Raw genomic sequence first — 21010 nt, forward strand, 5'->3', positions numbered from 1 at the left:
AATGAATCGTTTACAGATTCCCTCCCCTTGCGGGAAAAGAAAGGAGGTTTCTCCTTAGTGGAAAAAGAACCAATCAGTGAAACGCACAAAGATATCGTCAGATGGATTCAAAAACTGAAATTCAAAAAGAAGATTTTCGGAGGCGTTGACGAGGATGATGTATTAAAAAAAATAGGGGAACTAAATAGTCTCTACGAAACAGCTTTGCTCAATGAGCGGGCCAGGTATGATGCACTTCTTGCACAATACCAGGGAGGTGCTTCCGAAAATGGAAAATGACCAAAACCTTCACCCTCTGGAAGATGTGAGAAGGCAGATCAGACAAAAAAGGTATCGCCTTGCAACCCGCCGTGACTATGCATCTCTGTTAAAAAATATGGCACTTATGGCTGTTTTGATACTGGTTGCATTCAGTCAGGTGTTTTTCATCACAGTTGCCAATGGGACAGATATGTACCCGGCCATATTGGACGGAGATATCATACTTGGCTACCGTCTGGACACCAAGTATCTGAAAAATGATGTGGTTGTGTGTGAAGTAGATGGAAAAGAAGTGATCGGCAGGATCGTTGCCAGGGAAGGCGACAGCGTTAATATCACAAAAGAAGGCACCCTCTTTGTAAACGGAACCGAGCAGACAGGGGAAATCGCATTTCCTACCGATCCCGGAAAACAAACCTATCCATACACCGTCCCGGAAGGCTGTGTCTACCTTCTGGGCGACTACCGCACAAAAAGCACCGACAGCAGAGACTTCGGGCCGGTGGAAACAAGCAGCATCAAAGCAAAGGTGGTAAGCATCTTCCGAAGAAGAGGAATCTGATGCCACCCGGTGTTCAAAGTCATAAAAATGCGAGGAAGAAGAAATTGAGAGGGCGGCATAAGTCCCAACAAGAACAGTCAGAGACGGATAGAAAGGTCTGAATATGATTAAAGAAATTATGAAAAGAATAGCGGTTCTTGCCCTGTCAGGAACCATGACGCTGGGGATGAGCGTGAGTGTGTTGGCGGAGGGTATAACATCCAACTTGAATGCAAGTAGAGAAAACATATCTGACACATCAACAATTTATCTTATTAAAGATTATGTAGCAGGATCAGAAAACCAAGCTGCTGCGGGTGAGGAGATTGAAGCTGGGAAAATACCGACAGAGAGTCCGGAGGAAACATTTACGTTTACCATCACCAGATATGGTTTATGGAACGTAGGCCAGGATGGAAATGGTCAAGACAAATATTCAAAAAATGCAATGCCTACATTTATGAATGGAACGGATGAGTCTGCAACTAACAGTTTTACAATTAATGCAGGTAAGGCGGCTGCTGAAAATAGCGATGATTTGAGGGTAGCACTTACTGTTCCGACATATGAGGCTGTTGGTGACTACTGGTATCAGGTTGTTGAAACGGATAACAATATTGCTGGTGTGATTTACGGTACCAACGATAACTCTGCTGATGATAGAGGCAAGAGTAATAATGGGCATGATGCTGTTTATTATATTCATGTACAAGTAACAAATGGTGCAACAAAAGGAAATTATATCCGAACTGTAACACTTCATAAAACAGCTCCAAATATTGAATCTGTTGCTACAAATGCAGAGTATGAACAATGGTATGAAGCCAATAATGAAAATACAGAACAACAACCCGCCAAAAAGATAAATGATATCCAGAACAAATACTATGCCGGACAGTTGAATATCACGAAAGAAGTTACGGGAAATGCCGGAGATAAGAATGAGCTTTTCCAAGTAACAGTTGTATTTACGAATTCTTCTAAAGCTACGATGAATAGTGATATTACATATAAGAATTTCTATAACGAATCAGGAGTTCTGCAAACGGCTGCAACATCTATCGGTTGGTTGAATGCTGCTGCTGATAGTACTAAGACAGTATCGTTTTATGTAAAAGACGGTACAACTGTGACATTTGACAACATTCCTTACGGTGTTTCTTACAAAATTACAGAAACACAGCCGAGCGATGATAAGTATACACATAGTTTTGCCTATACAGATTCAGATGCTGCAGATGTTTTTAATGGTTTACGCACAGTCGCAGATTTTGGTACATCAGAGAAGAGTAATTGGAGTGATGCCATAGCAACTGGATCAATCAGCGATGATTCTGATACTGTAACCATCACCAACGACAAGGAATCCGCTATCGATATCGGCGTCATCACCTCCAACGCGCCATACTTCACAATGCTTATTTTCGCAGCAGCAGTCCTTGTCCTTTTTGTGCATCGTCGTAAAAATAACCTAGAGGAGTACTGACCTTATGAGCAGGATTGTCCTGAAACTTTTGAATGGAATATATGGATGGATCATTGGCACTGTCCTGATGGCGTCCACAGTATATGCAGGGTATTCCATATGGGACAATGCCCAGGTGTACCAGGCGACGGAAAATGTGCAGGATCAGATCCGCAAGTTAAAGCCCGGGGAAGAGACGGAGGGTGGTCCTGGATTCGAGGAACTGCGGGATCTGAACAAAGATGTGGTCGCATGGATTACTGTGGATGGCACCAACATTGACTATCCGGTTTTGCAGGGAGACACCAACCTCACCTATATGAACAAGGATGTGTACGGGGAGTTTTCCCTGTCGGGCAGTATCTTTCTGGATACCAGGAACAAAGCGGATTTTTCGGATAATTATTCCCTGATTTATGGGCATAACATGGATGAACATCTCATGTTCGGAGATCTGGCTCTGTTTAAGGAAAAGGATTTTTTCAAAAAAAACACCACAGCCACACTCATGGTTCCCGGGGAAAGCTGGGATATGAATGTGGCGGCGGTCCTGCAGATTTCTGCAGGCACGGAGGAAATATTCAATCCGGATATCTGGAAAGACAACCTGGATGGCCTCGGCGTTTTTTTGGAGACCAACAGTATCTGGTATCACCCCAGTATTACGGAGCAGCTGAAAAACCGTCCGGATGCTATGGAGGTGGTGGCTCTGGTTACTTGCTCGGATGGAAGCACCAATGACCGGACTGTATTGCTCCTTGTGCGCGGAAAACCGGAAAGCGAGCCAAACGAGAATCCGCAGCAAAAACCGGGTGAAGGGCAGGATATCCTTCCGGGAGATTCCAATCCCGATTCTGCCAATGGCTCTCATACCGCATCCGCAGGCGCACAGACTTCCGTTTCTTCGGGCGAATCAGGTTCCACGGATGACATCCAGGGAACCGGGCCAAAGAAGACCGGAGATTACCAGAACCCGGATTTCTGGAAAAAAGTAATCATAGGTGTAATTGTTTTCATCCTTTTGTTTGAAGCAGCAGAGCATTTTTTTAGCCGCAGACGGGGGGATTAAAGAAAAGTGAAAAAGCCCTCCGGGCAGGATCGCACTGCGGCGGAGCGGAAATATATTGCTAAAGCAATCCGCCGCAGGAGGAGAATCCTGCAAAGCAGGATTCTTTCTTGGAATAATTGGCTCTGCTGGAACTATAGAGGAAAACAGACCATGAAAAAACTAAAAAAAATCATCTATCCCCTCTGTGCCGTGATTCTTCTTATTGCAGCATGGAATTTGTGGGAGATACGACAGTCTACAGAAAAATCAACCGCTCTCTACCAGTCACTGGCGGATCAGGCTCACGACAAAGATGTCCGGGCAGGATATGATCCTATAGTAAATCCCTGGATCGTGGATCTGCAGAAGCAAAACAAAGATCTGGCAGGTTGGCTGCGGATTTCCGGAACAAATATCGATTATCCGGTTATGCAGACCGGGGAAGATAATGACTTTTATATGAATCATGATTTTGACGGCAGAGAGGATCCTCATGGAACCCCTTTTCTGGATGTGAATTGCAGAATTGGACAGTCGGAAAATCTGATTATCTATGGTCATCATATGAAGGATGGAACTATGTTCCAAAATCTGATGTTTTATAAAGCTGCAGAGTTTTGTGAAAAAAATGGAGTAATCCAGTTTGATACGCCGATAGAGAGTGCACAGTATCAGCTTCTTTATGTTCTTACGATGTCAGAAAAAGAAGCCATGGATTTTCCTTATTATCAATATATAGATCTGTCGGAAGAAAAAAACTACGAGGAATTCCTGAATCAGTGCACCAGGTATGCCATCTGGTCTGCTGAAGAAATTCCACAGACATGTGCGGGGCTGCTTACGCTTTCTACATGCGAGTACTCCAAAGAAAACGGAAGATTGGTAGTTGTGGCTGTGAAGATGTAAAGGGATGACTGTCTCTTTGCCTCAATAGAATCAAAAACTGCTCCATTATTCCCAAGGAAAAGGATTTTCTAATGTCAAGGTAAGAAAGCAGAAATATCTTGACATTTTGTCTGAGAGGAAATATGATTTTAATAGAAACAAAGGCGTTTTGCAGAGGTGCAGAGCGTCTTTTTTTGCGTTTTGCAGCAGAATCGGTTTATATAACTGATGAAAAACAGCAGTGTGTGCAGAAATGATGATTCTGTGTGAATGGATGAGAAGAAGCAGGGAGGAAATCGATTATGAAATATCACGAAAAAGTAAGTACCGGTATGGCAGGTTTTGACAAGACCATTGATATGCTCCGGATGGGAGACAATGTGGTCTGGCAGATCGACAAGATCGATGATTATCTGGAAGTGGTGCGGCCTTATATCCGAAAGGCACGGGAAGACCACCGGAGAATTGTATATTTCCGTTTTGGAAGTCATCAGCCGGTTCTGGAGGAAGCAGACGATATTAAGGTTTATGAAGTCGATGCAGGGAATGGATTTGAGCAGTTTGCCACAGACATTCACCAGATCGCGGAGCGGGAAGGAAGAAAAGTTTTTTATGTATTTGATTGTCTGACGGAGCTTTTGAAATTCTGGTATTCGGATCTGATGATCGGGAATTTTTTCAAAGTAACCTGTCCGTATCTTTATATTATGGATACCGTTGCTTATTTTGCAATAATGAGAAACCGGCATGTGTTTGATACCATTGCCAGAATCCGTGAGACGACCCAGTGTCTCTTTGATCTTTATATGATTCAGGGGAATATGTATATTCATCCTCTGAAAGCGGACGGACGTTATTCACCTACGATGTTTTTTCCGCATAAGATCGAAGGAGATAAATTTACCAGCATTACATCCAGTGCACAGGCGGCAGAATTGTTTTCGGATTTTGAATGGGATAAAAATCGTCTGGATTACTGGAACGTGACGATGGACCGTGCCAGAGATCTTCTGAATGAGCCGAAAGAGAAACAGGAGGACATGAAGAATCTGCTGATCAGTCTTTTTATCGGGAAGGAAACAAGGATACGGGAGCTTTGTAGAAAGCACTTTACTCTTCGGGATTTGCTGAAAATCGTTTCCAGAGAGATAGGAACGGGTTACATTGGCGGTAAAAGTGTCGGTATGCTTCTTGCCAGAAAGATTATTAAAAATGCACAGGGAGAAATGGCTGAAATCCAGAAGTTCCTGGAACCGGATGATTCGTTCTTTATCGGTGCAGATGTATATTATACTTATATCGTCCAGAATGGATGGTGGGAGATGCGTCTGGAACAGAAAACAGAAGAAGGCTACCTGACCATGGCAGAGCAGTTTCGGGAAAAACTGCTTACAGGTGGATTTCCGGAAATTATTGAGGAGGAATTTGTACATATGCTGGAGTATTTCGGACAGTCACCGGTAATTGTGCGTTCCAGTTCTCTGCAGGAGGATAATTTTGGAAATGCGTTTGCTGGAAAATATGAAAGCGTATTCTGCGTCAATCAGGGAACACCGGAGGAACGTCTCCGGGCATTTGAGGACGCGGTGCGCCGGGTTTATGCCAGTACGATGAATCCGGATGCTCTGCAGTACCGCCGGCAGAGAGGGCTTGCGTATAAAGATGAGCAGATGGCGATTCTGGTACAGCGTGTTTCCGGAGATTATTACGGCGATTACTTTTTCCCTCATGCAGCAGGAGTGGGAAATTCCTCCAACCTTTATGTGTGGGATAAAAATATGGATATGGATGCAGGGATGCTGCGTCTGGTGTTTGGTCTTGGGACAAGAGCGGTGGATCGTGTCATTGGAGATTATGTAAAAATAGTGGCACTGGATGATCCGTCCAGGCTTCCGCTTCTGACCGCCCGGGATGAGCGGAAATATTCTCAGCATCATGCGGATGTACTGGATCTTCGGAACAATGTGTGGTGCAGCAGAGAGATCGGAGAACTTCTGAAAGAAGATATTCATGTGAAGAAAACGCTGTTTCTCACTATGGATTATGCAGAAGCAGACCGTTTGCGGGAACTGGGATATACCAATCTGCCTGTGCCTTTTACGGTGAATTTCCGCCGCATGCTGACACAGACAAGATTTCCGGAGATTATGCGGAAAATGCTGTGTCTTCTGTCAGAGGCTTATGATTATCCGGTAGATGTGGAGTTTACTGTGAATTTCCAGGATGAAAAGAATTTCTTTTTTAATCTTGTGCAGTGCCGTCCTCTGCAGACGAGAGGGCTTGGGAAAACTGTGGAGATTCCCAAACTGGATTCTACAGAGGAATGTCTGTTTTATTCGGAAGGGAATTTTATGGGCGGAAATCTGCGAGTGGCTCTGGATAAAGCGATTTTTGTGGATATTCATGAATATCTTGCCTGCCCGGAACAGGATAAATACCAGGTTGCGAGAATGATTGGCAGGCTGAACCAGATTCTGAAAGAGGAGCATGTGCTTCTCATGGGACCGGGAAGATGGGGAACTACCACACCGTCTCTGGGCGTTCCCGTACATTTTACGGAAATCAGCAATATGACAGCTATGTGCGAGATTTCCTATCAGTCAGAAGGGCTGATGCCGGAGCTTTCCTATGGCAGTCATTTCTTCCAGGACCTGGTGGAATCCGGAGTCTTTTATCTGGCATTGTTTAAGGAGCAGAAAGATGTGATTCTTCATGAAGAGAAACTGATGGAAGCGGAGAATCTTCTGGAGACAATCCTTCCGGAAGCAGCCGCATATGCGAAGGTAATCCATGTAGTGGATGTAAAGGGAATGGAACTGTATTCGGATATTTCCTGCCAGAGAGTATTCTGTAAATAACAGAAAATTTGACGGAACGGTTGTTGATAAAAATTATAAAAAGACAGAAATAAAAATCCCCCGGAAGTACATCTGTATTTTTAGTTCAGACGGTACTGCCGGGGATTTTTGTCTAGAGCGTGTTTGAAAATTCATTCCTGTCATATGCACGCCCTACTTTGCGGGAAATAAAGGAGTAATTTCCATTTTTCTATGATATAAAAAATCAGAATTTTTTCCAGGTATCTTTGGAAAACAGCAGAAGCATGGGGAAAATCTCCAGTCTGCCGAGGAGCATATCGAAGATCAGCACAATTTTGGAAAGACAGGAAAACATGTTGAAATTTCCTGTGGGTCCCACCAGCTCCAGACCGGGACCGATGTTGTTCAGTGTGGCTGCCACACTGGTAAAATTGGTGATCAGATCGAATTCATCCAGGCTGATGAGCAGCACGGAAACTGCGAAGATCAGCACATAGGTAGTGATGAAAATATTTGTGGAACGGACAACTTCATGAGGGATGGATTTGCCGTCCATTTTTACTTTTTTGACCGCATTGGGGTGGAGGTAGAGGACTACTTCCTTGCGGATGGATTTGCACAGAATCAAAAAGCGGGAAACCTTGATTCCGCCGCCGGTACTTCCCGCGCATGCGCCGACAAACATAAGGAGCACCAGAATGGTCTTGGAAAATCCGGGCCATACATTAAAATCCGCGGTGGCAAATCCGGTTGTCGTAATAATGGAACTTACCTGAAAGGCTGCATCCCTGAGTGCAGTGCCTATATTGTCATAAAGCCCGTGGATATTCACGGTAATGGCAAGAATGGCAACAGCAATAATGCCAAGATAATACCAGACTTCTTCAATATGGAGCGCATGCAGGAATTTCCTGGCCAGCAGCAGATAATAAAAGCTGAAGTTGATTCCGAATAAAATCATAAAAACAGTAACAACCACCTGGATGTAGGTGCTGTAACCGGCGATACTGTCAGCCCTGACACCGAAACCACCGGTACCGGCGGTACCAAATGCGGTACAGATTGTATCAAATACCGGCATACCGCCCAAAAGAAGAAAAATGATCTCTGCAATGGTGATGCCGATATAAATGGTGTACAGAAGCTTGGCTGTGGACTGCACCTTGGGTACCAGCTTGCTGACGGAAGGTCCCGGGCTTTCGGCACGCATCAGGGACATGTGATATCCGCCGGTCAGAGGAAGCAGGGACAACAGGAAAACCAGAACTCCCATTCCGCCGATCCAGTGGGTAAAGCTTCTCCAGATCAGCATGCAGTGGGAAAGGGTTTCCACGTCTTCCAGAATACTGGCTCCGGTAGTGGTAAAACCGGAAACAGTCTCAAATACTGCATTGAGATAGTTGGGAATACTTCCGCCGATGGTAAAGGGAAGTGCCCCTGTGAGACTCAGGACAATCCAGCTGATTGCCACTGTGACGCAGCCTTCCTTTGTATAAAAGACTTTGTTGACGGGTTTCTTCCTGGTGATCAGTGTTCCTGCAATCATGCAGAAGACAATGGTAATGAGAAAGGCAAATCCGTCTTTTTCCCCGTATATCAGGGATGTGACAAGAGGAAGCAGCATAAAGCCGGCCTGGAAGCGCAGGATATATCCTATAATATAAAGAATCATCGAATAATTCATATCAGGTCTCCTTTATTTGTCCAGGATGTCGCGGATATCCCGCAGACCCTTATTGGTTGTAACAATAATGACAGTGTCGCCGACCTGAATGGTATCGTGGCCTCTTGGAATCCGTATCGTTCCGTTGCGGTTCAGACAGCCTACCAGAAGGTTCTTCCTGAGATTCAGTTCAGACAGAGGAATGCCCACTACCTGAGAATTTTCGTGAATGGCAAATTCCAGTGCTTCTGCCTGGTTATCCAGAATGTGGTAAAGAGTTTCCACATTACTTCCGATACTGTTCTGCATGGCGCGGACATACTGAAGGATGTAATCGGCGGTGATATATTTGGGGAAAATAATACTGCCGATATCCAGCGAATCGATGATATCGTCAAACTCCAGCCGATTGACCTTTGCCACCAGCTTCGCACGGGAAACGGTTTTGGCAAAGAGGGCGAGAAAGATATTTTCTTCATCCAGATTGGTCAGGGTAACCAGGGATTCTGTCTGCTGAAGTCCCTCTTCAAGAAGAAGACGCCGGTCTGTGCCGTCCCCGTTGATAATCGTAGCGTCCGGCAGCAGGTCACTTAATGTTTCGCAGCGCGCCTTATCCGTTTCAAGAATCTTCACGCCGATTTTCATGGAAAGAAGCGCTTTTGCAAGATAATAGGAAATGGTTCCGCCGCCTACGATCAGGGTGTTTTTTACCTGGTTCGTTTTCAGTCCGATCTTTTTGAAAAACAGGGCTGCATTCTGCGGGGAAGCAATGATGGAAACCAGATCCCCGTTGTGGATGATGTGATTACCGCCGGGAATGGATACGTTGTCTCTGCTTTCCACTGCGCAGAACAGGATATCACAACGGAATTTTTCCGTAATTGCCAGGATGGACATTCCATCCAGACCAAATTCCGGCATAACCTTGAATTTCAGAAGTTCCACACGGCCTCTGGCAAATGTATCGATCTTGATGGCGGATGGAAAACGCAGAAGCCGGGAAATTTCCTGTGCAGCTGCAGCTTCCGGATTGATGATCATGGAAATGCCAAGCCGTTCTTTGATAAAGCCGATTTCCTGATTGTAGATCGGATTTCGTACACGGGCAATGGTATGACAATGGCTGGTCTTCTGTGCCACCAGGCAGCAGAGCAGGTTCAGCTCGTCGGAGGCGGTTACTGCGATGAGAATATCGGCAGTTTCGATTCCGGCTTCCATCAGGATGTTGATACTGGCACCATTTCCCACGATTCCCATGGCATCAATGTTTTCTGTAAGCTGATTGATTTTGTCCGGGTTGGTATCGATCAGCGTAAGTTCTGTTTCTTCTTCCTGCAATTGTTCTGCGAGAGTACGGCCGACTTTGCCGCACCCAACAATAATAATTTGCATAATTCCTCCAAAAAACGCAAAATGATTTTTTCAATGCTGATATTTACAAAAATATATGTTAATAGCAAAGGGTCAAACATACTTTGACCCCAGAGCCATTATATCACTGTACAGAAGTTTTTCAAATAGAATTTTCAGAAAGAAGAATAAGATATTGGATCGTATTTTTCTGGAAATTGGAAAATATCATTGAGTCTGCAACTGTTGCAGGGTTTATGATTCGGGTAGATAGCAGGAGAATAAGGAAGAGGAGATAACAAAAGATGAAAGAAAACAATCTGACAGAAGGAAGTATCCTGAAAAAATTACTGGTATTTGCGGTGCCGTTTCTGATTGCCAATGTGCTGCAGTCTCTGTACGGGGCAGTGGATCTGTTTGTGGTGGGCAGATATTGTACGGCAGAAAGTGTTGCAGCTGTTTCCACCGGTACGCAGGTGACCCAGATTATTACCAGTCTCGTTACAGGACTGACACTTGGAAGTACAGTGATTATCGGACAGTTCAAGGGTCAGGGAAACGAAGCACGGGTGAAACAGACGATCGGAACGACATTGACGGTTTTTGCGGGAGTTGCCCTGTTTCTGACGGTGGTGATGCTGGCTTTTGAGAGGCCGCTTCTGACGATTCTCAGAACACCGGAAGAGTCTTTTGGGCTGACAATGCAGTATGTGGCAGTGTGTCTGCTTGGAAATATTTTTATCTGCGGCTATAATGCCATCAGTGCGGTTCTGCGGGGATACGGGGATTCAGCAAGACCGATGATGTTTGTCGGAATCGCATGTGTGATCAATATTATTCTTGATTTTGTATTTGTGAAATATTGCGGGCTGAATGTGACGGGAACAGCACTTGCCACGGTTCTCTCTCAGGGAGTCAGCATGTTTATCGCAGTGGCATATCTGAAAAAACACGATTTTCTTTTTGATTTCAAGCCTGCCAGCTTCCGGCCGGTCTGGAGCATCGTGAAAAAACTGGCTTATGTGGGGATTCCCATTTCGTTTCAGGAGCTGATGGTGCGTATCTCTTTTCTGTATCTGATGGCAATGATGAACACCTGTGGGGTCTACGCTGCATCTGTGGTGGGAATCGGAAGCAAATATGATGTGTTTGCCATGCTGACTTCTACTTCCATGGCAAGTGCGCTTGCGGCTCTTACAGCGCAGAATATGGGAGCCGGCAAACCGGAGCGTGCCAGAAAATCCCTGTGGTACAGCCTGGGAATTGCGGTTGCGGTATCCTGTCTGTTCTGGGTGTGGGCTCAGGAAAACCCGCAGTCCATGATCGGGGTCTTTACCGGTGACAGCAATGTGATCGCAGCAGGTGTGCCGTTTTTCAGATCCTGCAGTTACGATTATATTATGACAGCTCTTGTGTTTGTATTGAACGGGTATCTGAACGGACAACAGAAGACAGTCTGGACAATGGTGAGCTGTACCTTTGGTGCCGTGTGTCTGAGAATTCCCATGGTGTATTACTTTGCGAAATATTTCGGAAATGACCTGGGAATGCTGGGAAAAATTGCCCCTGTTGTTTCCGGGATCATGGCATGTTATACTTTCGTATATGTATGTTACGAGGGAAGAAAACATGAAAAACAATGAATTATTTCAGATTGGTGAGGTTTCCAGACTGTTTCATGTCAGTGTGAGTATTCTGCGTCATTACGATAAAATCGGTCTGCTGAAACCGGAATTTACAGATGAGGAGACCGGATACCGGTATTACAGTACCAGGCAGTTTGAATGTCTGAATACGATCCGGTACCTGCGGGCGCTGGATATGCCTCTGGAGCAGATCGCGAGATTTCTGGAGAACCGGGATACGGATCATATAAAAGAGCTGCTGCGCAGACAGAAAGATGAGGTACAGAGGCGGAAGCAGGAACTGGAGCTGATCGAAAAAAAGATTGACAACCGCCTGAATCAGCTGGAAGATGCTCTGGCTTCGGAACTGAATTTGATCCGGCTGGAAAACAAGCCGGCCAGACGGATTGCAACGGTGAAAGAAAAACTGATGCCGCGCAGTTATCTGGATCTGGAACGGAGCATCCGGCAGTTGGAAGCACAAGAGGAAAATACCGTGGTATTTCTGGGAAAGGTGGGAGTAGGACTTTTTGCGGAACATTTGCGCTGCAGGCAGTATCTGCCCTATGATCTGGTTTTTATCATTCTGGATGAGGAAGACCAGTTTCACGGGGAAACCACGCTGCTGGAAACGGAAACCTGTGTGACGCTGCGGTTTCAGGGAAGCCATGAACAGGCTGCACAGCATTATGAAAAGATGATGGATTACATAGATGCCCATGGATATGAAGTCCGGGGATTTTCCATGGAACTTACCATGATCGACTATGGTCTGACAAATGATACATCGAAATTTGTGACGGAAATACAGATTCCGGTTGGGAGAAAAGAAAATGTGTGATATAATCGTGCTATCCTAAATGGAAGATGATGTTTCTGCAGATTTTGTTTATATGAAGTGGTAATGGACATGTATGCAAAGCGGATTCATACGAAAAGGAGAGGATTGTTTGGAAATTATTCAGAATGCAGATGTTCAGGATATCAATGTAGAGCAGGTAAAAGCGGAAGCCGGCAGATTTTATGCATATCTGCAGGAACAGATGCCGTCGATCATCGGATTTTGTCTGAGAGTGGTGCTGGCAATCATGGTGTTTCTCGTTGCGAGGAAACTGATTGCCTGGGTACTCAGCGTTTTGAAAAAATCACTGACGAATATGAATGTGGATGAAGGTGTTATCCAGTTTGCCTGTTCCATTGCCAAACTGGTACTTTATCTTCTGGTGATCTTTAATATCGGTATCAGCCTGGGGGTCAAGGAATCTTCAGTAGCTGCGCTTCTTGGAACAGCAGGTGTGACGGTCGGTCTTGCTTTGCAGGGCGGTCTTGCCAATGTGGCCGGCGGCGTGATGATTCTTTTGTTCAAACCGTTTCAGGTAGGGGATTATATCATACAGGATCAGGCGAACGGCTGTGAAGGAACCGTTTCCAAAATCGATATGTATTATACAACTCTGTTGTCTGTGGATAATAAGAATATTGTAATACCAAACGGAACACTGGCGAACAGTACAGTCATCAATGTGACGGCGAGGAATCACCGCAGGCTGGAGATCAAAGTCGGTATTTCCTATCAGTCAGATATTCATCAGGCACGTAATATTCTGGAAAAAATCCTGCTGGATGATCCGGATACCAAGACAGACACTGAGATGGTGGTATTTGTGGATGAATTGGGAGAGAGTTCTGTGATCATGGGACTTCGTGTGTGGGTGGAAACTGAACAGTACTGGCCGGTGAAATGGAGACTGAACCAGAAGATCAAGGAAGAGTTTGATGCTCAGGGGATTGAGATTCCATACAGGCAGATGGATGTCCATATTCACCATGAGGAGGAAAAATAGGACGTTATTGTTTTAGTGGAAATCCGTCTTAAAAACTATACACGTCTGACAAATTATGCTATAATAATATATCTTTGCAGCGGAAAGCGAATGAACTGCGGATATACAGCAGTCTGTGCTGACCGTAAGAGAAAAATGAAAGAATCAGGAAAGGGTAGGAAAGCGTATTATGAAGAAATTCATGGAAGAATTTAAGGCATTTGCTCTGAGAGGCAATGTCATGGATATGGCTGTCGGTGTTCTGATCGGTGGTGCATTTTCCGGAATTGTGACATCATTAACGGATAATTTTATCACACCGATTCTGAATTTTGTAACAGGACAGGCGGTATACAGCCTGAAGGATATTGCCGGATTCGGTTCGAACTTTCTGGCAGCGGTGGTGAATTTTATTATCATGGCATTCATTCTGTTCTGCCTGATGAGAGGAATCAACAAACTGATGTCCATCGGTAAGAAAGAAGAACCTGCAGAAGAAACTACGAAGGTATGTCCGTTCTGCAAAAGTGAGATAGCTATCGACGCGACCAGATGTCCGCATTGTACATCAGAACTGAAAGACTGATTAATTGTTACATAACAATCCCGGACAGAAGAGTTGAAACAGAATATTTGTGAAAAAAGAAACAGCGGCCGTATTTTAGGAAAGTTTACGGCTGCTGTTTTTTCTATATGCTGGATTGTAAACTTTATATAATAAAAGGTTGACAATGGAAAAACCATATGATAAATTGTTAACAGTTATTCGATAAAAAGCAGTTTTTCTGCAGAGAACGACTGCAAATGAGTGATACAAGAAGGAGGAGTTTACAATGACAACAGCAGCAGCTTCAAGAAGCAAGACTTACGACATGGTATACATTGCAATTTTTGCCGTATTAATGGCAATCTGTTCCTGGATTTCCATTCCTATGACCGTGCCGTTTACCTTACAGACATTCGGAGTATTTATTTCCGTTGGAATTCTGGGAGGAAAACGAGGAACCGTGGCCGTTCTGGTATATATTCTTCTGGGAGCCATCGGCGTTCCGGTGTTTGCCGGATTCAGCGGAGGATTCGGAGTTCTGCTGAATACCACAGGCGGATATATCATCGGATTTTTATTCTCTGCACTTGTGATGTGGGGAATAGAAAAGGTTTTTGGCAGAAAACCGGTTATGCAGATTCTTTCCATGCTCGTGGGGCTGATCGTGTGCTACGCAATCGGTACTGCATGGTTTATGGTCGTTTATTCCAGAGCAAACGGAGCAGTAGGACTCGGTACTGTTCTGGGATGGTGCGTGATTCCATTTATTATCCCGGATCTGGTAAAAATCGCACTGGCATTTGTCCTTTCTGCAAGACTTCGTCAGTATGTGCCGCGGGCCTGAGGAATTGCTGTGAACGAAATGAACAGGAATTTTGAAAGTACTTTGAACCGGGCAGACAACTATGCGGTGCCGCTGCGGCCTCATCACGGGATGTGTCTTGCCTATTTCAAAGGATATGGGTATAGTGACGATTTTCAAAAGCATATGGGAGAAATGCTGGAATTTCTGGTAAAGAATATTCCGGTAAAACTGAGTTTGGAGGTGGATGAAATCTGCTCTGCCTGTCCGAACAACCAGAATCATCACTGCAAAGATGCACAGTGTGTGAAAAGATTTGACAAAGGAGTGCTGGAACTGTGCGGACTGGAAGAGGGAAGGGAACTTCTGTTTCTGGATTTTGTAAAGATCGTGCAGGATAAGGTTCTTGCCCCCGGGAGACGTCCGCAGATCTGTGGAAACTGTCAGTGGAACGAAATCTGCAGTGCAGAAAACAGCAGATGGGAAGCCCTCTGATTACAGCAGGTTTGGAGAATAACATCACCGGATCGCTGTATGTCTGATCTGCGCAGAGTCAAATCATTGCATGAAGCAGTCTTTATACTCTTTCGGTGACATGCCGTATTCTTTTTTGAACGCACGGAAAAAACTGGAATAATCTTTAAAACCGCACATAAGATACGCTTCGCTGATACTGGTGTGACCCAAGATGGCGTCACGGCAGACAGCGAGGCGTTTTTTTATAATATACTGGTGGATGGACATGCCGATATTTTCTTTAAAAATATGTGCGATGTGATATTTGCTGACATAGAATTCCCTGGCCAGACATTCCAGAGAGAGCTCTTCATCCAGATGTTCTTCAATATAGATGCAGAGATTCTGATAAAGAGAGCGCTCTTCTTCAAATTCCAGGGGATGATTCTGTTCGTAGACAACACGGTTCAGATGCAGGATCAGATCATCCACACAGAGAGGAATCTGTGAATGGCGGCCAAAACGGTCAGATTTCATTTCCTCGATCAGACGGATCACCTTGGACTGAATGATATTAAAAGCAATTCTGTCATTATGAAACAGATATTTTTTGGATGTCTGGACATACTGCATCATATAGACATAATCAGGAGAAAGTTCCAGAAGATGATTGCAGTATTCCTGACTGATCCAGAAAACGAATCTCCGGTAGGGAATGGTAAGATTGTGAATGACAGCTCTGTGTCGCACATTGGGAGGAATCAGGATGACATCCCCGCAGGTCAGGGGAAGCTGTTCGTTTTCAATTTGTATACTTACATTGCCTTCCAGAAAAAAATAAAATTCATAGTAGTCGTGTGCATGGGTAGTTACTTTGATGGGAGCAGTGTCACTGTAGTAGTAGATCTCAAAATCCCTGGAGAGCATATACTGGCGTGTACTGAACTGGGTCTGCAGTCTTTTTTTCATGGATTTTCTCCTCCTGTAAACAGAAATGTCTGCTGTTCAGATATTGTAGATTACAGGAAAGTGCTTTGCATTTTCCTGTGATATAATAAAGAAACATGATGGATTGCCATTCATTTGCCGGCGTACTATTGTTAGAATATCATAAAATCGCAATTTTTACAATGTGTACAACAATTCCGTCAATGGAATTTTCAGAGAGATTGTCCTATAATCAAATCATCAAAAAAATGCTGATATAAAGAGACAGGGAAAAACAGGCATACAAAAAGGAGAGGTAAACAATTATGGAAATGACATTAAGATGGTATGGTTCCAAATTTGACACAGTTACACTGGAGCAGATCCGCCAGATTCCGGGAGTTACAGGCGTCATCACAACGTTGTACGATACAGCACCGGGTGAAGTATGGAGCCGTGAGAGAATCCGCGCAATGAAGGAAGAGGTAGAGGCCGCAGGTCTTCATGTGGCAGGAATTGAAAGTGTCAATGTTCATGATGCCATCAAAACAGGTGCAGCAGACAGAGATGTGTATATTGCAAATTACATCGAAACTCTGGAAAACCTTGGAAAAGAAGATATTCATCTGGTATGCTACAATTTTATGCCGGTATTTGACTGGACAAGAACAGAACTGGCACGTGTGAGACCGGACGGTTCCACTGTTCTGGCATACACGCAGGAAGCAGTCGATGCACTTGATCCGGAAAAAATGTTTGATTCTATCGCAGGAGATATGAATGGTACCGTAATGCCGGGATGGGAACCGGAGCGTATGGAACATGTCAAAGAGCTTTTTGCCATGTACAAAGATATTGATGATGAGAAATTATTTGAAAATCTGAAATATTTCCTGGAAAAGATTATGCCGGTATGTGACAAATATGATATTAATATGGCAATCCACCCGGATGATCCGGCATGGAGCGTATTCGGACTTCCGCGTATTATCATTAATAAGAAAAATATCCTGCGCATGATGCAGATGGTAGATAACCCGCATAATGGTGTGACATTCTGTTCCGGTTCTTACGGAACCAATCTGGAGAATGATCTTCCAGACATGATCCGTTCCCTGAAAGGAAGAGTTCATTTTGCCCATGTGCGCAACCTGAAATTCCATTCTCCGACAAACTTTGAAGAAGCAGCACATCTTTCTTCTGACGGTACATTTGATATGTATGAAATTATGAAGGCTCTTTATGATATCGGATTTGACGGACCGATCCGTCCTGACCACGGACGTATGATCTGGGGCGAAGTTGCCATGCCGGGATATGGCCTTTACGACAGAGCTCTGGGCGCAACTTATCTGAACGGACTCTGGGAAGCAATTGAGAAAGGAGCAGCAAAATGATCTTAAGCGCAGAAGGATTAAAGAATAAAGAAGCATGGGAAGCTGCCGGATACAGCCTTCCCCGATATGACCGCAAAGCGATGATCGCAGCAACCAGAGAAAATCCATTCTGGATCCATTTTGGTGCAGGCAATATTTTCCGTGCATTTCAGGCAAATGTTGTACAGAATCTCCTGAACGACGGTGTACTGGACAGAGGATTGACAGTAGCAGAAGGTTTTGACTACGAAATTGTAGAAAAAATGAACCGTCCTCATGATGACTATTCCATTCTTGTTACCTTAAAAGCAGACGGATCTGTAGAAAAAACAGTGGTAGGCAGCATTGCGGAATCCTGCATTCTGGATTCCGAAAACGACAGCGAATATACCCGTCTGAAACAGATTTTCCGTGCGGATTCTCTGCAGATGGCTACATTCACCATTACAGAAAAGGGATACAGCCTTGTAAACGGGAAAGGTGAGCTTCTTGCAGCGGTAGAGGCGGATTTTGCAGCAGGCCCTGAAAAACCGGCAAGCTATATGGGAAAGGTGGCAGCTCTTCTTTATACACGTTATCAGTCCGGCGAAAAACCGATCGCTATGGTGAGCATGGATAACTGTTCCCATAACGGGGATAAGCTTTATGCGGCTATTCATACTTTTGCAGAAAAATGGACAGAAGCAGGACTTGCGGAAAAAGGATTTCTTGCTTATGTGGAAAACAGGGAAAAAGTGACGTTCCCATGGACCATGATCGACAAGATCACTCCTCGTCCGGATGCTTCTGTGGAAGAAATTCTGAAGAAGGACGGAATCGAAGGCCTTGATCCTGTTATCACATCCAAAAATACCTATGTAGCTCCTTTTGTAAACGCAGAAGAGTGTGAATATCTGGTCATTGAGGATGCGTTCCCTAACGGACGTCCGCAGCTGGAAAAGGGCGGTTTGATGTTTACGGACAGAGAGACCGTAGACAAGGTGGAAAAGATGAAAGTCTGCACCTGCCTGAATCCGCTTCATACAGCTCTGGCTGTTTTCGGCTGTCTTCTTGGCTATGAAAAGATTTCTGAAGAAATGAAAGATTCGGAGCTGAAAAAACTGGTGGAAGTCATCGGTTATCAGGAAGGTCTTCCGGTTGTGGTAAATCCTGGCATTCTGGATCCGAAAGAGTTTATTGATACTGTATTGAATGTCCGTATCCCGAATCCGTTCATGCCGGATACACCTCAGAGAATTGCAACCGATACGTCTCAGAAGCTGGCTATCCGTTTTGGAGAAACAATCAAAGCCTATCAGGCATCTTCTGAACTGAATACAGAAGACCTGAAACTGATTCCGCTTGTATTTGCAGGCTGGCTGCGTTATCTCATGGGAGTCAATGACGAGGGCGCAGAGTTTACCCTGAGCCCGGATCCGCTTCTGGATACGGTTCGTCCTTATGTGGCAGGAATTCAGCTGGGTACAGACATTCATGCGGAGGAGATTCTGAAACCGGTTCTGGAAATGAAAGAAATTTTTGGTGTGGATCTTTATGAGACTGGTATGGCAGAAAAAGTCTGCGGATATTTCCGTGAACTGACAGCAGGTCCGGGAGCTGTCCGTGAGACGCTGAAGAGATATACGAAATAAATGTTGTATAAAAGCTTTGGGAAAGTTTATAAAAGTGTATAAGAAAAACGCATCTGTCCGTCCATTCAACTGGAAGGCCGGATGCGTTTTTTTGGATGCTTACGGCAGTGTGTTTGAAAGAACTGAGATATCAAATTAATGGATTCTTCTTACGGGATTCCTGAGAAATGATACTGCTGTTAAAAATTTTTCTTTCCGGAATCCGCAGCAGCGAGTACATTTTCGTTCAGTTTTACCGAATATCGGAAAAGAATGATACCGATCAGGAACAGCAGAGCGATCATTCCTACTCCCTTGCTGATATCACCGGTAAGCTGGGATACAATACTTACGATGGCAGTTCCCACAAAAGAAGCGCCTTTTCCGCAGATATCCAGAAAACCGAAATATTCACCGGACTGTTCAGCAGGGATAATCTTGGTAAAATAGGAACGGGACAGTGCCTGTATACCGCCCTGGAACATTCCCACCAGAACTGCCAGGATCCAGAACTGCAGCTGCGTTGTGAGGAACATGGCAAATACGGTAATGCCCAGATAGGCTGCAATACAGATCGTAATCAGAATGTCACCGGGATATTTGGCAGAGAGACGTCCAAAAATAATGCAGCAGGGGAAAGCAACAAGCTGTGTGACAAGAAGCGCCAGCAAAAGACCGGTGCTGCCCAGTCCAAGGGCAGATCCATAGGCAGTTGCCATATCAATGAAGGTGTAAACTCCGTCAATATAAAAGAAAAATGCAAGCAGGAAAACAAAAATCCGTTTTTCATTCCGGATATTTTTGAAAGTTCTTCCAATTCTGCGGAAGCTTTCGGCGACTGCATGTTTCTGCGGTTCTACATAATACTTCTGTTGATAGTTTCGAAGCAGAGGCACTGTCATGCCAAGCCACCACAATGCTGTGATCACAAAGGAGAGAGCCATGGCAACGGTCATGGAAATGCCAATGCTGCCAGAACCGAGAACCAGCAGAAGGCATACGGCAAAGGGAATACAGCTTCCGATATATCCCCATGCGTATCCCTGCGAAGATACATGATCCATACGGTCTTCTGTAGTGACGTCGGAAAGCATGGAATCATAAAAAATGATGCTGCCGGAATATCCGATTTTGGCGATCAGAAAAATGACAAGAAAAGCAAGCCATTGTTTGGCCAGTCCCATGGAGACACATGCGATCAGTCCGACCAGAAGGGACAGGAGAAAGAGAGGCTTTTTGAATCCCTTTGTATCTGCCAGTGTTCCGAGAACCGGTCCGAGCAGAGCAACGATGAGCGTGGCAGCGGAAGCCGCATAACCCCAGTAGGCAAGATATTCTACAGAGGAAAGACCGCCGCTTTCCGCGAGACTGTTGAAATAAATAGGGATGATGGTGGATACAAGAAGAATAAAAGCGGAATTTCCCACATCATAGAGAATCCAGCTTTTTTCTTTTTTGGTCAGTTTCAGATTCATGATCGTTTCCTTTCTTTTGTGTCCGTTGTTCGTACATTGTAAAATAAATAACTGATACATCTGATTTACCGCACATCTCAAAATACTCTGCGTAGATTGGATGAAATACAATGATACATATCTGCATTGTAGCATACTTTTTCACGTATGGGAAGAATGGGATGCTATGGAATTTTCAGGCAATTTCTGTATGAAATGCAGGAAGAACATTTATCAGACTCGAAGCAATACCGGAAGATTACGGGAAATTGACTATGGAAAAGGGACAGAGTATATGCTAAAATAACACAATGATGAGGAAAATACGGTTACCTTTTGCAGTAGGATTTACGTTGAA

Annotated in this window: 18 protein-coding genes; 14 read left to right on the plus strand and 4 right to left on the minus strand. The window is 44.6% G+C overall.

The window, feature by feature from the left end; genetic code table 11:
- Positions 1-57: 57 nt before the first annotated feature.
- From ACTNEW_RS01400 to ACTNEW_RS01425, 6 genes are all read left to right on the plus strand, one after another.
- A complete protein-coding gene (locus ACTNEW_RS01400) occupies positions 58-279 on the plus strand; it encodes a hypothetical protein (RefSeq protein WP_441057045.1) in 222 nt (73 codons plus the stop codon).
- The gene (gene lepB, locus ACTNEW_RS01405; protein ID WP_441057047.1) at positions 269-823 is read left to right on the plus strand and encodes a signal peptidase I; all 555 of its coding nucleotides are present in this window, start codon (positions 269-271) and stop codon (positions 821-823) included. The genes ACTNEW_RS01400 and lepB overlap by 11 nt, the downstream gene beginning before the upstream one ends.
- A 103-nt stretch (positions 824-926) precedes the next feature.
- Complete coding sequence (locus tag ACTNEW_RS01410) at positions 927-2288, plus strand: DUF7601 domain-containing protein (protein ID WP_441057049.1); 1362 nt, start codon at positions 927-929, stop codon at positions 2286-2288.
- 4 nt (positions 2289-2292) lie between these two features.
- Positions 2293-3336, plus strand: coding sequence for a class B sortase (srtB, locus tag ACTNEW_RS01415; protein ID WP_441057051.1), 1044 nt, complete (start codon positions 2293-2295; stop codon positions 3334-3336).
- Positions 3337-3486: 150 nt separating this feature from the next.
- Complete coding sequence (srtB, locus tag ACTNEW_RS01420) at positions 3487-4221, plus strand: class B sortase (RefSeq protein WP_441057052.1); 735 nt, start codon at positions 3487-3489, stop codon at positions 4219-4221.
- Between the two features lie 281 nt (positions 4222-4502).
- On the plus strand, positions 4503-7058 hold the full coding sequence (locus tag ACTNEW_RS01425; RefSeq protein WP_441057054.1) for a PEP/pyruvate-binding domain-containing protein: 2556 nt from the start codon (positions 4503-4505) through the stop codon (positions 7056-7058).
- Positions 7059-7263: 205 nt separating this feature from the next.
- Here ACTNEW_RS01425 and ACTNEW_RS01430 read toward each other — a convergent pair whose 3' ends face one another.
- Positions 7264-8703, minus strand: a complete 1440-nt coding sequence (locus ACTNEW_RS01430; RefSeq protein WP_441057056.1) for a TrkH family potassium uptake protein — start codon at positions 8701-8703, stop codon at positions 7264-7266.
- Positions 8704-8715: 12 nt separating this feature from the next.
- Positions 8716-10074, minus strand: coding sequence for a Trk system potassium transporter TrkA (gene trkA / locus ACTNEW_RS01435; protein ID WP_441057058.1), 1359 nt, complete (start codon positions 10072-10074; stop codon positions 8716-8718).
- A 263-nt stretch (positions 10075-10337) separates the two neighbouring features.
- On the opposite strand from trkA, the gene ACTNEW_RS01440 reads away from it, so the two are divergent.
- From ACTNEW_RS01440 to ACTNEW_RS01465, 6 genes are all read left to right on the plus strand, one after another.
- The gene (locus ACTNEW_RS01440) at positions 10338-11675 is read left to right on the plus strand and encodes an MATE family efflux transporter (protein WP_441057059.1); all 1338 of its coding nucleotides are present in this window, start codon (positions 10338-10340) and stop codon (positions 11673-11675) included.
- Positions 11662-12498 (plus strand): MerR family transcriptional regulator, encoded by an 837-nt coding sequence (locus tag ACTNEW_RS01445; RefSeq protein ID WP_441057061.1) that lies wholly within the window; start codon positions 11662-11664, stop codon positions 12496-12498. The genes ACTNEW_RS01440 and ACTNEW_RS01445 overlap by 14 nt, the downstream gene beginning before the upstream one ends.
- A gap of 109 nt (positions 12499-12607) precedes the next feature.
- A complete protein-coding gene (locus ACTNEW_RS01450) occupies positions 12608-13501 on the plus strand; it encodes a mechanosensitive ion channel family protein (protein ID WP_441057063.1) in 894 nt (297 codons plus the stop codon).
- Positions 13502-13670: 169 nt separating this feature from the next.
- Positions 13671-14066, plus strand: coding sequence for a large conductance mechanosensitive channel protein MscL (gene mscL / locus ACTNEW_RS01455; protein WP_441057065.1), 396 nt, complete (start codon positions 13671-13673; stop codon positions 14064-14066).
- A gap of 247 nt (positions 14067-14313) precedes the next feature.
- Positions 14314-14871, plus strand: a complete 558-nt coding sequence (locus tag ACTNEW_RS01460; RefSeq protein WP_441057067.1) for a biotin transporter BioY — start codon at positions 14314-14316, stop codon at positions 14869-14871.
- A gap of 18 nt (positions 14872-14889) precedes the next feature.
- A complete protein-coding gene (locus ACTNEW_RS01465) occupies positions 14890-15324 on the plus strand; it encodes a DUF1284 domain-containing protein (protein WP_441058078.1) in 435 nt (144 codons plus the stop codon).
- Positions 15325-15387: 63 nt separating this feature from the next.
- Here the strand turns inward: ACTNEW_RS01465 and ACTNEW_RS01470 are convergent, their stop codons facing one another.
- Positions 15388-16254 (minus strand): helix-turn-helix domain-containing protein, encoded by an 867-nt coding sequence (locus tag ACTNEW_RS01470; protein ID WP_441057069.1) that lies wholly within the window; start codon positions 16252-16254, stop codon positions 15388-15390.
- 284 nt (positions 16255-16538) lie between these two features.
- Here ACTNEW_RS01470 and uxuA point away from each other — a divergent pair, with 284 nt between their 5' ends.
- Entirely contained in the window at positions 16539-17609 is a 1071-nt protein-coding gene (uxuA, locus tag ACTNEW_RS01475) for a mannonate dehydratase (protein WP_441057071.1), read from the plus strand.
- Complete coding sequence (locus ACTNEW_RS01480) at positions 17606-19219, plus strand: mannitol dehydrogenase family protein (protein WP_441057073.1); 1614 nt, start codon at positions 17606-17608, stop codon at positions 19217-19219. The genes uxuA and ACTNEW_RS01480 overlap by 4 nt, the downstream gene beginning before the upstream one ends.
- Before the next feature lie 179 nt (positions 19220-19398).
- Here ACTNEW_RS01480 and ACTNEW_RS01485 read toward each other — a convergent pair whose 3' ends face one another.
- Positions 19399-20673 carry an MFS transporter gene (locus ACTNEW_RS01485; RefSeq protein ID WP_441057075.1) on the minus strand — a complete coding sequence of 425 codons (1275 nt, stop codon included), beginning with the start codon at positions 20671-20673 and terminating at the stop codon, positions 19399-19401.
- Positions 20674-21010 lie beyond the last annotated feature (337 nt).

Source organism: Blautia sp. HCP3S3_G3 (genome assembly GCF_052063365.1).
Taxonomy (GTDB): Bacteria; Bacillota; Clostridia; order Lachnospirales; family Lachnospiraceae; genus Blautia_A.